Annotated in this window: 11 protein-coding genes; 9 read left to right on the top strand and 2 right to left on the bottom strand. The window is 73.4% G+C overall.

The window, feature by feature from the left end; genetic code table 11:
• Positions 1-4 precede the first annotated feature (4 nt).
• Positions 5-1057: a C40 family peptidase gene (locus BM051_RS19125; RefSeq protein ID WP_092531940.1), complete on the top strand. Its 1053-nt coding sequence runs from the start codon at positions 5-7 to the stop codon at positions 1055-1057.
• Positions 1058-1229: 172 nt separating this feature from the next.
• On the top strand, positions 1230-2393 hold the full coding sequence (locus BM051_RS19120; RefSeq protein WP_177216966.1) for a glycosyltransferase family 4 protein: 1164 nt from the start codon (positions 1230-1232) through the stop codon (positions 2391-2393).
• Positions 2394-2537: 144 nt separating this feature from the next.
• On the opposite strand, the gene BM051_RS19115 is transcribed toward BM051_RS19120, so the two are convergent.
• Positions 2538-3167, bottom strand: a complete 630-nt coding sequence (locus tag BM051_RS19115; RefSeq protein WP_166677607.1) for a nucleoside/nucleotide kinase family protein — start codon at positions 3165-3167, stop codon at positions 2538-2540.
• Between the two features lie 103 nt (positions 3168-3270).
• Here BM051_RS19115 and BM051_RS19110 point away from each other — a divergent pair, with 103 nt between their 5' ends.
• From BM051_RS19110 to BM051_RS19080, 7 genes are all read left to right on the top strand, one after another.
• A complete protein-coding gene (locus BM051_RS19110; RefSeq protein ID WP_092531931.1) occupies positions 3271-4515 on the top strand; it encodes a cytochrome P450 family protein in 1245 nt (414 codons plus the stop codon).
• 9 nt (positions 4516-4524) lie between these two features.
• Positions 4525-5805 carry an adenosylmethionine--8-amino-7-oxononanoate transaminase gene (locus tag BM051_RS19105; protein ID WP_092531928.1) on the top strand — a complete coding sequence of 427 codons (1281 nt, stop codon included), beginning with the start codon at positions 4525-4527 and terminating at the stop codon, positions 5803-5805.
• A gap of 372 nt (positions 5806-6177) precedes the next feature.
• Positions 6178-8484, top strand: a complete 2307-nt coding sequence (locus BM051_RS19100; protein ID WP_092531925.1) for a SulP family inorganic anion transporter — start codon at positions 6178-6180, stop codon at positions 8482-8484.
• Between the two features lie 19 nt (positions 8485-8503).
• Positions 8504-9226 (top strand): dethiobiotin synthase, encoded by a 723-nt coding sequence (gene bioD, locus BM051_RS19095; protein ID WP_092531922.1) that lies wholly within the window; start codon positions 8504-8506, stop codon positions 9224-9226.
• Positions 9227-9353: 127 nt separating this feature from the next.
• Positions 9354-10394, top strand: a complete 1041-nt coding sequence (gene bioB / locus BM051_RS19090; RefSeq protein ID WP_092531919.1) for a biotin synthase BioB — start codon at positions 9354-9356, stop codon at positions 10392-10394.
• A complete protein-coding gene (gene bsaP, locus BM051_RS19085) occupies positions 10391-10597 on the top strand; it encodes a biotin synthase auxiliary protein BsaP (RefSeq protein ID WP_243859290.1) in 207 nt (68 codons plus the stop codon). The genes bioB and bsaP overlap by 4 nt, the downstream gene beginning before the upstream one ends.
• A gap of 561 nt (positions 10598-11158) precedes the next feature.
• Complete coding sequence (locus tag BM051_RS19080) at positions 11159-11746, top strand: DUF2567 domain-containing protein (RefSeq protein WP_424923255.1); 588 nt, start codon at positions 11159-11161, stop codon at positions 11744-11746.
• Positions 11747-12142: 396 nt separating this feature from the next.
• On the opposite strand, the gene BM051_RS19075 is transcribed toward BM051_RS19080, so the two are convergent.
• On the bottom strand, positions 12143-12859 hold the full coding sequence (locus tag BM051_RS19075) for an LON peptidase substrate-binding domain-containing protein (RefSeq protein ID WP_279587024.1): 717 nt from the start codon (positions 12857-12859) through the stop codon (positions 12143-12145).
• Positions 12860-12862 lie beyond the last annotated feature (3 nt).

The raw sequence follows: 12862 nt of genomic DNA, 5'->3' as shown, positions 1-12862 counted from the left end.
CGACGTGCGGTCGCAGCTGACGAAACGAGTACTGTCCGGTGCGCTGGCGGCCTCCGCGGTGATCGCGATCGCGGTCCAGGTGCCGGCCACCGCGACACCCCAGCCTGTTCCCCTGACCCCGCCGGGCACGTCGTCCTCGGACGCGCTGGCGCAGTACCGGGAGTTGGGCGAGCAGGCGGAGAAGCTCAACGAGGAGTACCTGGTCGCCAAGGAGGACCTGGCGGCGAAGCGGGCCGAGTTGGAGAAGGCGACCGCCGACCTCGAGGCGGCCCGGCAGGCGGGCGAGCGGGCGGCGGCCGACGAGGAGGTCTTCCGGGCGGAGGTCGACCGGCTGGCCGGGACGACCTTCACCAGCGGGGCCGCGCAGCTCACCAAGCTGTCCGCACTGCTGTCCGGCAGTTCGGCCAATGACTTCCTGGACCGCTCCGCGGCACTGGACATGCTGGCCGCCGAGCGCAACCAGGTGTTGCGCCGGCTGGCCGGGGCGGTGGACCAGTCCGCCGCGGCCGAGCGGCAGGCGGCCGACGCGCGGGCCCGCGCGCAGGCCGCGAAGGACGAGGCGGCCAAGCTCACCGCGGACATCGAGCAGCGCAAGAGCGCGCTCGACGAGCAGATCCGGCGGCTGGAGCGGGCGCACGGCTTGCTCAGCAGTGCCGACCGGGCCGCACAGCGGGACACCGGCGGGCCGATCCCGAGCGTGAAGGCGCCCGGCCCGGCCGCGCAGACCGCGGTGGACGCCGCGCTGAGCAAGATCGGCAGCAACTACCGGCTCGGTGAGGAGGGTCCGCGCGAGTTCGACTGCTCCGGGTTGACCTTGTGGGCGTACCGGCAGGCCGGGATCACCCTTCCCCGTACCGCCCGATCCCAGCAGGGCTTCGGCACCCCGGTGTCCCGGCAGCAGCTCCAGCCGGGTGACCTGGTGTTCTTCGGCTCGCCGGCCTACCACGTGGGCATCTACCTCGGCGGCGGCAAGATGGTGCACGCCCCGCAGCCGGGCGAGGTCGTGAAGATCTCCTCGGTGCAGAGTGGCTACAGCGGCGCCCGCCGCGTCGCCTGACCCGCCCGCCACGACCCTCACGATGCGCCCCCGCCGGCCGGCGACCGGTGGGGGCGCGTCAGCTCGGTACCGCGTGCCCGCGTGGATGGTGGGGATGGTGACGAAGGAAGCGGCCTTCGTGGCATCGCCGGTGCCGCGTCCGGGCCGGTGGTGGGGCGGTAGCCTGCGGCGTGTGCTGCGGACTCTGCTGGTGACCAACGACTTCCCGCCCCGGCCGGGCGGGATCCAGAACTACCTGAACTCGCTGGCCCACCGGCTGCCCGCCGACGACCTGGTGGTCTACGCGCCGTCGTGGGAGTCGTCCACCGGCTCACACCGGGAGTTCGACGCCGCCGCGCCGTTCGAGGTGGTGCGGCACCCGACCGGGCTGATGCTGCCCACGCCGGACGTGCTGCGGCGGGCTCGGGAGATCCTGCGGGCCCGCGGGTGCCGGGCGGTGTGGTTCGGCGCGGCGGCACCGCTGGCGTTGCTCGGCTCGGCGTTGCGGGCGGCGGGCGCGCAGCGGGTGGTGGCGTGCACTCATGGGCACGAGGTCGGGTGGTCGATGCTGCCCGGTGCCCGGCAGGCGTTGCGCCGGATCGGCGACACGGCCGACGTGGTGACCTACGTCAGCGAGTACACCCGGTCGCGGTTCGCGTCGGCGTTCGGCCCGATGGCCGCGCTGGAGCACCTGCCGTCCGGTGTGGACCCCGAGCTGTTCCGCCCCGACCCCGCCGGAAGGGCGCGGCTGCGCCGCCGGTACGGGCTCGGCGACCGGCCGACCGTGGTGTGCGTGTCCCGGCTGGTGCCGCGCAAGGGGCAGGACATGCTCGTGCGGGCGCTGCCGGAGCTGCGCCGGCGGGTTCCGGACGCGGCGTTGCTGCTGGTCGGCGGCGGCCCGTACCGGAAGCGGCTGGTGCGGCTCGCGGCCGAGGTGGGGGTCACCGAGCACGTGGTGTTCGCCGGGTCGGTGCCGTGGGCGGAGCTGCCGGCGCACTACGCCGCCGGTGACGTGTTCGCGATGCCGGCGCGCACCCGCGGGAAGGGGCTCGACGTCGAGGGGTTGGGGATCGTCTACCTCGAGGCGTCGGCGACCGGGTTGCCGGTCGTGGCCGGCCGGTCCGGCGGCGCCCCCGAGACCGTGCTGGACGAGGTGACCGGACACGTCGTCGACGGCCGCCGGCTCGACCAGCTCGTGGACACCATCGTCCCGCTGCTCGCCGATCCGGCCCGCGCGCGGCGGATGGGTCACGCCGGCCGCGAGTGGGTGCGCAGGCACTGGCGCTGGGACGTCCTCGCCAACCGCCTGTCCACCCTCCTCGACCCCGACCCCACCCCCACCCCCGTCACCACCTGACGTGTCCGCGCTCCCCGCACGTGTGTCCGCGGTCCGTGTACGTGTGTCCGCGGTCCGTGTACGTGTGTCCGCGGTCCGTGTACGCGTGTCCGCGCCCTGCGGCGCGGTCACGTGATCGCAGGACGCGGACACACCCTCTCCGGGTCACCGGTCCAGGCCGCGGACCGCGGGGTGGTCCGGGTGGTCCATCCGCACCACGACGTCCGCGGTACGCACCGGGTCGACCTCCCGCGCGTAGCGCCGGTACGCGGGCAGCGTCCAGCGCTCCTCCTCGGGCAGGCGCCGCTCCAGCCCGGCCGGGGACAGGTGCAGGTGCACGGCCAGGTCGACGTCGAGGCCGCGGCCGAGCAGCAGATCGCCGTCGAGCAGCAGCACCCCGCCGGCCGGCAGCACCGTGCGCGGCAGCCGGTACGCGCGGTCCCTTGCCGCGTCCCACAGCGCGGGCAGCACCTCGCCGCTGCCACCCGGCCGCAGCGGGTCCAGCACCTCCCGGCGCAGCGCCCCGACGTCGAGCCAACCGTCCAGCCGGGCGTCCGGGTCGGTCCGGCCCCGCTCGAACCGCAGCGACGCCGCGCGCAGGAAGTCGCCCGCCGAGACCCGCAGCACGGCCCGCCCGCGCACCCGGAGCGGGTCGACCAGCGCGTCGGCCAGCTCACCGGCGCCGCGCGGCCCGTCGACGGCCACTCGCACCCGCTCGTCCGGCGGCGACGAGCCGGCCACGCGGTCGGCCAGCTCCTCCACGAGCCGCTCCGGACTGATCGGGCGAAAGCGCACCCCCCGATCGTGGCGCATCGGTCGACGGCCGACATTCCGGGACCGGCGGGCACGATCTTGCCGGCCCGACCGTTGGACGAGCAGACGACGAGAGGAGAACCAGGTGCGGCTGGGGGAGCAGGAGATTCGACTCGACGAGAGCTTCACCGGGGACCCGCATCCGCTGCTCCGGCGGCTACGCGTCGAGCACCCGGTGCGCCGGGCGGTCACCGCGCGCGGAGTGCCGGTCTGGCTGGTGACCCGATACGCCGACGCCAGGGCCCTGCTGGCCGATTCGCGGCTGAGCAAGGACCACCGCATCGCGGGCGACCTCTTCACCAAGTACGTCACCGCCACCGGGGGCACCGCGGGGAGCTTCACCCAGGCGCTGGCCGCGCACATGCTCAACAGTGACCCGCCCGACCACACCCGGCTGCGCCGGCTGGTCAACAAGGCCTTCACCGCGCGCACCGTCGCCCGGCTGCGGCCACGGATCGAGGAGATCACCGGTGAGCTGCTCGACGCGATGGCCGGCCGGGACACGGTCGACCTGCTGGCGTCGTTCGCCTTCCCGCTGCCGATCACCGTGATCTGCGAGCTGCTCGGCGTGCCCGGCGACCGGCACGACGACTTCCAGCAGTGGTCGAACGTCCTGGTGTCCAGCGCCACTGCCGACCCGGTGGAGTGGGCCTCCCTCGCGATGAGTGAGTACCTCGCCGGGCTGGTGGCCGCCAAGCGGGCCGAGCCGACCGAGGACCTGCTCTCCGACCTCGTGCACGCCTCCGACGAGGGCGACCGGCTCTCCCCGACCGAGCTGGTCTCGATGGCCTTCCTGCTGCTGGTCGCCGGGCACGAGACCACGGTCAACCTCATCGGCAACGCCGTGCTCGCCCTGCTGCGCCACCCCGAGCAGCTCGCCGCGCTGCGCGCCGACCCGGGGTTGATGCCGAACGCGGTGGAGGAGTTCCTCCGCTACGAGAGCCCGGTGAACATCGCCACGCTGCGGTTCACCACCGAGCCCGTTCCGGTCGGCGAGGTCACCATCCCGCCCGGCGAGTTCGTGATGATCTCGCTGCTGTCCGCCAACCGCGACACCACCCGCTTCCCCGGCCCGGATCGGTTGGACGTCACCCGGCAGCCCGGCGGGCACCTCGCGTTCGGGCACGGCATCCACTACTGCGTCGGTGCCCCGCTGGCCCGGCTGGAGGCGGAGATCGCGCTCACCCGGCTGCTCGCCCGGTTCCCCGACCTGGCGTTGGCCGCCGAGCCGGAGACGCTGCGCTGGCGGGACAGCACGCTGGTGCGCGGGCTGGCGACCCTGCCGGTACGGCCGGGGGAGGCGGCCGCCTCTCGAGGAGCCGCACCGTAAGGTGCCGGCATGACCCCTGAGGAGCTGCTGGCGCTCGACGCCGAACACGTCTGGCACCCGTACGCCCCGATGCCGGGCAGGGTGCCGCCGCTGCTGGTGAGCGAGGCCGAGGGCGTTCGGCTCCGGCTGGCCGACGGGCGGGAGCTGGTCGACGGCATGTCGTCGTGGTGGTCGGCGATCCACGGCTACCGGCACCCCGTGCTGGACGCCGCGCTGGCCGAGCAGGCCGGCCGGATGAGCCACGTCATGTTTGGCGGGCTCACCCACGAGCCGGCGATCACCCTGGCGAAGACCCTCGTCGACCTCACCCCGGAGGGGCTGCGGCACGTGTTCCTGTGTGACTCGGGATCGGTGTCGGTCGAGGTCGCCGTGAAGATGTGCCTGCAGTACTGGCGTTCGCAGGGGCGCCCTGGCAAGCGCCGGCTGCTCACGTGGTGTGGCGGCTACCACGGTGACACCTTCCATCCGATGAGCGTGTGCGACCCGGACGGCGGCATGCACGCGCTGTGGCGGGGCGTGCTGCCGGACCAGGTGTTCGTCCCCGCGCCGCCGGCCGGGTTCGACGCGCCCGCAGATCCGTCCTATGTGGATGAGATCGAGGAGGCGGTCGCGCGGCACGCGGACGAGCTGGCCGCGGTGATCGTGGAGCCGGTGGTGCAGGGCACCGGCGGGATGCGCTTCCACTCCCCGGCCTACCTACGGGTGCTGCGCGAGGTCACCGAGCGCCACGGCGTGCTGTTGGTGTTCGACGAGATCGCCACCGGCTTCGGCCGCACCGGGGCGCTGTTCGCCGCCGAGCACGCCGGGGTGACGCCGGACGTGCTGTGCCTCGGCAAGGCGCTCACCGGCGGCTACCTGACCATGGCGGCCGCGCTGTGCACCGCGGAGGTGGCCCACGGCATCTCCGCCGGCGACCTGCCGGTGCTCGCGCACGGCCCGACGTTCATGGGCAACCCGCTCGCCGCCGCGGTGGCCAACGCGTCGATCGGCCTGCTCCGGGAGGGGGACTGGGCGGCCGACGTGCGCCGGATCGAGCGCGGGCTGCGCGAGGGGCTCGCCCCTGCCGCCCGGCTGCCCGGTGTCGTCGACGTGCGGGTGCTCGGGGCGATCGGCGTCGTGCAACTCGACCACGAGGTGGACATGGCCAAGGCGACCCGAGTGGTCACCGAGCACGGCGTGTGGCTTCGGCCGTTCCGCGACATGATCTACTGCATGCCGCCGTACGTCACTCGTAACACCGACGTTGCGGCGATCACCGCGGCGATGGTGGCCGCGGCCACCGTCAGCTGACACCGATCCCGGCCTTTACCGCGTTCGCGTGGTCCGCGCCACCGGACTGTCGAGTGACGGTCCAAAGTTCACTCAGTCCGGTTACTGAATCTGAGACTTCGTGGCATAGTCGCTAATTTTGCTACTCTGCGCGACCGCGTTGCCCGGATCCTTTCTGGATCGGGTGAGACGTGGCACACTCCTTGTCGATCTTGCTCACGGTCCGATGCCGAATCCGTGACGAACTCTGTGTGAAGAGAACATGAGAAGGTTTGCCCATAGCGGACAGTTCACGCGTTTTTCGGTTATCTGGTGGGCAACGGGTCGTCACAGCCGCCGGCCCGACATCCGGCGGAACCGCCGGGTGCCGGATCCACTAGCGGGAGGTTTTCCATGACGGGAGGGGTCGTGCCCGAGGCGCGACGGGAGGAACATCCCAAACCGAGGCTCGTCCTGCGCACTGTTCTCCGCCACGATGTTCCCGCCTCGCTCGTGGTGTTCCTCGTGGCCGTGCCGCTGTCCCTGGGCATCGCGCTGGCCTCGGGTGCGCCGATCGTCGCCGGGCTCATCGCCGCGATCGTCGGCGGCATCGTCGCCGGCCTGCTCGGCGGGGCGCCGTTGCAGGTCAGCGGCCCCGCCGCCGGGCTCACCGTCGTGATGGCCGAGACGATCAACCACTTCGGCTGGGCCGTCACCTGCGCGATCACCGTGGCCGCGGGGGCGCTGCAGGTGCTGCTGGGGATGAGCCGGATCGCCAGGGCGGCGCTGGCCATCTCCCCGGCGATCGTGCACGGCATGCTCGCCGGCATCGGCGTGACGATCGTCCTCGGCCAGCTGCACGTCGTGCTCGGTGGCTCCCCGCAGAGCTCGGCGATCGACAACGTCCTCGAGCTGCCGGGCCAGATCGTCGGCCACCACGACGCGGCCGCGGTGATCGGCCTGCTGACCATCGCGATCCTGCTGGTGTGGGGCAGGCTGCCGGCCGCGGTGCGGCAGGTGCCGGGGCCGCTGGCGGCGGTGGGACTGGTGACCGTCCTCGCCACGGTCACCGGGATGACGCTGGACCGGGTGAGCCTGCCCGACGACGTCCTCGCGATCTCCCTCGCGCCCCGGCTGCCCGACGGCGGCTGGTGGGACGTCGCGGTCGCCGTGGTCACCATCGCGCTGATCGCCAGTGTGGAGAGCCTGCTCTGCGCGGTGGCCACCGACCGGATGCACACCGGGCGGCGGGCCAACCTCAACCGCGAGCTGGTGGGGCAGGGGCTGGCCAACATGACCTCGGGTGCCGTCGGCGGCCTCCCGGTCACCGGCGTGATCGTCCGCAGCTCCACCAACATCGCCGCCGGTGCCCGCACCCGCGCCTCCGGTGTGCTGCACGGGGTGTGGGTGCTGGTGTTCACCGTGCTGCTCGCCGGGCTGATCGAGAGCATCCCGCTGGCGGCGCTGGCCGGGTTGCTGGTGCACGTCGGCGCCCGGCTGGTGAACCCGCAGCACATCCGGGAGGTGCGCGAGCACGGCGACCTGTCGGTGTACCTGGTGACGCTGACCGGCGTGGTGGTGCTCGACCTGCTGACCGGCGTGCTGATCGGCATCGCCCTGTCGCTCGCGGTGATGCTGCACCGGACGATGTGGTCGGGAATCCACGCGGAGGGCGAGGGCGAGCACCGGCGGGTGGTCGTCGAGGGGGCGCTGACCTTCCTCTCCGTCCCCAGGCTCTCCAAGGTGCTCGGGGCGCAGCCGGCGGGCAGCACGGTCACCTTGGAGCTGGTGGTGGACTACCTCGACCACGCCGCGTTCGACTGCATCTCCGGGTGGCAGCAGAACCACGAGCGCTCCGGCGGCGCGGTGATCGTCGACGAGGTCGGGCACCCGTGGCTGGCCCGCGGCCGGTCCGGCCGGCCTACGGTGCGCAAGGACGCGGTGCAGAAGGTGGCGCCGCGTTGGCTGGCCCCGTGGTCGGAGTGGCAGGCCAACCACTCCGGGCTGACCGTGCCGGGGCAGCGCACCGAGCCGCCGGCCACCAGCGCGCTCAGCAGGGGCACGTCGGAGTTCCAGCGCCGGACGGCGCCGCTGGTGCAGGACACGCTGAGCCGGCTCGCGCACGGGCAGCAGCCGCACACCCTGTTCATCACCTGCGGTGACGCGCGGATCGTGCCGAACCTGATCACCACCAGCGGGCCGGGTGACCTGTTCACGGTGCGCAACATCGGCAATCTGGTGCCGCCCGCGGGCGCCGCCGGCGACGGCTCGGTGGGTGCGGCCGTCGAGTACGCGGTCGGCGTTCTCGGCGTGCGGGAGGTCGTTGTCTGCGGCCACTCCAGTTGCGGCGCGATGAAGGTGCTGCACGGCGGCGCGACCGCCACCCCGGTGGACCTGCCGAACCTGGGCCGGTGGCTGCGGCACGGCGAGCCGACGGTGCGGCGCCGCGCCGCCGAGGGCCCGGTGCTGCTCGGTGACGGGCTGCCGGTCGCCGAGGAGGACGCGCTGGCGCTGCACAACGTGCTGCAGCAGCTGGAGCACCTGCGGGAGTACCCGGTGGTCGCCCGCGCGGAGGCCCGCGGGGACCTGCACCTCACCGGGATGTACTTCGACATCGGTGGCGCCCAGGTGTACCTGTTCGACCCGGTCCGCGGCGGGTTCCGGCCGGCCGGGGTCGCCCCGGACGCGCCAGCGGTGGCCGTGTCCGAGCCGGAGGGGTGAGGCACTACTCTGGCCTGCCGTGAGCGTGCTGGTGGTGTCCGGAACGGGTACCGGGGTCGGCAAGACCGTGGTCACGGCGGCCATCGCGGTGCTGGCCAGGGAGGCTGGCCGGCGGGTCGCCGTGCTCAAGCCCGCGCAGACGGGCGTGCCGATGGACGAGCCCGGCGACCTGGCCGAGGTGCGGCGGCTCGCCGGTGAGCTGCCGACCCGGGAGCTGCGCCGGTACCCGGACCCGCTCTCGCCCGAGGCGGCCGCGCGGCGCAGCGGGCTTCCCCCGGTCACCCCGGTGGAGGCCGCGCAGGCGGCGGTTGAGCTGCACGCGAAGCACGACCTGGTGCTGGTCGAGGGTGCCGGCGGGTTGCTGGTGCGGTTCGACCCGGACGGCGGCACGCTGGCCGACGTCGCCTGGTCGCTCGGCGCGCTGGTGCTGATCGTCGCCGAGGCGGGTTTGGGCACGCTCAACGCGACGGCGCTCACCGCCGAGGTCGCCACTCGGCGCGGGCTCAACGTGGCCGGTGTGATCGTCGGGTCGTGGCCGGCCGAGCCGGACCTGGCGTCGCGCAGCAACCTCGTGGACCTGCCGGTGGCCGCCGGTGCCCCGCTGCTCGGCGTGCTGCGCGCCGGGTTGGGCCGGGCGAGCCGGGAGGAGTTCCTCGAGGAGGCGCGGCGCGGGCTGTCGCCGTGGTTCGGCGGGCAGTTCGACCCGGAGTGCTTCACCGGCAGCGCCGCGGCCCAGCGGTAGCGCCGGACGTGACGGGGGTCGCTGTGGCCGGCGGCACCCGTCAGGCACACTGCTGCAGACCAGCCGCCCGGTCATTTTGTTCGTCCGGGTGACCTGTCGTGTCAAACCGTCTCGAAGAGGAGCAGTCGTGACCGCAGCACCCGACCAGGACGTCACCGAGCAGGAGCCGGCGGCCGACATCCTTGCCGTCGCCAGGGAGCGGGTGCTCGAGCGCGGCGAGGGGCTGACCGAGGAGCAGGTGCTCGCCGTGCTCCGGCTCGACCTCGACCGGCTGCCCGAGCTGCTCGGGCTGGCGCACGAGGTGCGGATGCGGTGGTGCGGGCCGGAGGTCGAGGTCGAGGGCATCGTCAGTGTGAAGACCGGTGGCTGCCCCGAGGACTGCCACTTCTGCTCGCAGTCCGGCCGTTTCCCGACCCCGGTGCGCTCGGCGTGGCTGGACATCCCGGGGCTGGTGCGGGCCGCGCGGGAGACCGCGGCGACCGGGGCCACGGAGTTCTGCGTCGTGGCCGCGGTGCGCGGGCCGGACGCGCGGCTGCTGTCCCAGGTGCGCGAGGGCATCCGGGCGATCCGGGAGTCGGGCAACGACATCCAGATCGCGTGCTCGCTGGGGATGTTGACGCAGGCCCAGGTCGACGAGCTGGTGGAGATGGGGGTGCACCGGTACAACCACAACCTGGAGACCGCGCGCTCGCACTTCCCCAACGTGGTGACCACCCACACGTGGGAGGAGCGGTGGGAGACGCTGCGGATGGTGCGCGACGCCGGGATGGAGGTGTGCTCGGGCGGCATCGTCGGGATGGGGGAGAGCGACGCGCAGCGCGCGGAGTTCGCCGTCCAGCTCGCCGAGTTGGACCCGCACGAGGTACCGATGAACTTCCTGATCCCGCAGCAGGGGACGCCGTACGAGGACTACCCGGTGATCGAGGGCAAGGAGGCGCTGCGGATCGTGGCGGCGTTCCGGCTGGCGCTGCCCCGGACGATGCTGCGGTTCGCCGGCGGGCGCGAGCTGACGCTCGGTGACCTCGGCGCGGAGCAGGGCATGCTGGGCGGGATCAACGCGATCATCGTGGGCAACTACCTGACCAACCTGGGCCGGCCGGCCGAGCAGGACCTGGCGATGCTGGCCGACCTGAAGATGCCGATCAAGGCGCTGAGCGAGACGTTGTGACCGGTTCCGGGTTCTGCGTGCGGTGCGGGCAGCCGGTCGCCGCGGAGGAGGCACCCGAGCACGTGGCGTGCCGCAACCCCCGCACGGCCCTGGAGCCGCCGCGGTTCTGCCACCACTGCGCCCGCCGCATGGTGGTCCAGATCACCCCGTCCGGCTGGTCAGCCCGCTGCAGCCGCCACGGCGAAACCACCGCCCCCGGCTGAGACCTCGTGCGGATCCCCCACGTGCGCGGGGAAGACTACGTCGACGAGGCCACGCTCGTGCCCGAGGCGGCACCCCCACCTGCGGGGGGAAGACCGGCTCCCGACGTGCTCATCGCGTTGTAGTGGGACCGTCCCCGCGTGTGCGGGGAAGACGAGACCAAGTACTGCGCTCGCGGCGAGATGGAGGGACCACCCCCGCGTGTGCGGGGAAGACATCCGTCCATGCGTCTCCGCGTCAAACACGCACTGGACCACCCCCGCGTGTGCGGGGAAGACACTCCTTGACCTGCGGGTTTGGGCGGCTCTGGGGCGAATTTCATTTACTTTGTGCCGCAGAGTCTAACGCGTCGCGGCGCCGGCGTCGGCCGGTTCGGCAGCCGCCCTTCGGCGTTGGTTCCAGTTCCCTGGCGGAATGCCGGTCAACCGGGCGCTACCTCGCCAGCCCGTCGGGCCGGTCAACCGCCACTCGCTTGGGTGAGTGGCCGTGTGTGGGGGTGTGGGGCGGCCATCGAGCAGCGGTTAGGCTCGCGGGACGGGGAGTTCGCGTGCAGGGAGGTCGCTGTGACGGGGTCGCCGGTCCGGTCCCGCCGGGTCGCCGCCGAGCCGGGCCGGGCGTTGCCCGGGGTGCCGCGCGAGCGCCCGCGGGTCGTCGTCAAGGCGGACCTGCTCCCGGCGATCATCGTGCTCTCCATGGTCAGCCTGGTCGGCATGCCGCTCGGCTGGCTGTGGGCGCGCCTGGCACCGCCCCAGCGGAAGCGGGTGATGCCCGAAGGCGAGCCGGTCCCGCTGCAGTTGGAGAGCTGGCACCGCTTCGACGACCTGGCCATCTTCCTGCTGCTCGGCCTCGGCGCGGGTGTGCTCGCCGGCGTGGTGTTGTGGCTGCTGCGGGAGCGGCGCGGCCCGGTGCTGCTGGTCGCCGCGGTGGCCGGGTCGCTGGTGGCCGGCTGGGTGGGCACCCAACTGGGCCCTTCACTCGCCAAGGACCGCTACCCGGTCGCCGGGGCGCCCAACGTCGGCGACGTGCTGACGCTGGCGCCGGTACTGGAGTCCGGCTGGGTGCTGCTGGCCATGCCGATGGGCCTGTCCCTGGCCTACGGCGTCCTCGCCGCCTGGAACGGCCACGACGACCTGGGCCGCCGCCTGGGCTGATCACTGCCTGGTCGATGGCTGCCCGGGCTGCTCGCGCCCCCCGGCTGCTCGCGGTCCGGGCTGATCGTTGCCTCGGCAGTCCGCCGCCTCGGCTGATCAGCCACCCGACCACGGCCTCCGGGCCGGCGCTCAGCCCGACGGCTGCCGGCGAGACCGACTCGTGCCGCGGGCCTGGCTCACCGCTCGCGAGCTGCGTCGTTGGCCTGGTTCGCCGCTTGCGACCGGTGCCGTGGGCCTGGCTCGCTGCTCGCGAGCTGTGTCGTGGACCTGCCTCGCCGCTCGCGAGCTGCGTCGTTGGCCTGGTTCACCGCTTGCGACCGGTGCCGTGGGCCTGCCTCGCCGCTCGTGAGCCGTGCCAGTGGACCGTCCCGCCGCTCCCGTTCACCCACACAGGGATTAGTTCAGGCTCGCCGGGGTGGTCGGCTCCGGAAGGCAGCCCGGTGGCGCCGGCACCGCGCGCAGCGCCGACAGCAACCCGGCCTCCCGGTGCAGCAGCCCGAGGACGGTGCTCAGCCGGTACAGGGGGTGGTCCTCCTCGAGCAGCCGCTGCTGATCGGCCAGCGACAGCACGCAGTCCGCGGCCAGCGCGTAGGGCAGCCGGCCCAGCGGGGTGTCCGCTGGCGGCTCCGTCCAGTCCTCCCGCCGCCACGCCGCGGCACAGTAATGCCGGTGCGCGGCCCGCGCGGCGGCGGCCAGCCCGGCCGCGGCATCGTCGGCGACGCCGGGCACCGGCCGGTCGTCCAGCCATTCCACCGTGCCCATCAGGTACGGCGCGGCGCCCGCGTCCACCTCGTGCAACCGGAACCGCCGGTGCCCGGCCACCACGATGTCGAACCGGCCGTCGGGCAGCCGGGTCGCCTCCCGCAGCCGTGCCACGCACCCCACCGCGTGCACGTGCTCGACACTGTCCACCTCGGCCATCGGGGTGGTGCGGGTGGCGACCACGCCGAACTCCCGGTCGGGCACGGTGCCGGCGATCAGGTCGACGGTGAGCTGCCGGTACCGTGGCTCGAAGATGTGCAGCGGCAGCAACGCGCCCGGCATGAGCACCGCCTGGAGCGGGAACAGCGGCAGCGTCGCCCGCTGCCGTTTCTCCGTCTCCGTATCGCCCACGCC

The organism is Amycolatopsis arida (assembly GCF_900115565.1).
Classification (GTDB): Bacteria; Actinomycetota; Actinomycetes; order Mycobacteriales; family Pseudonocardiaceae; genus Yuhushiella; species Yuhushiella arida.
The sequence above is the reverse complement of the archived record's forward strand: the minus strand, read 5'-3'. Positions and strand labels throughout refer to the sequence as shown.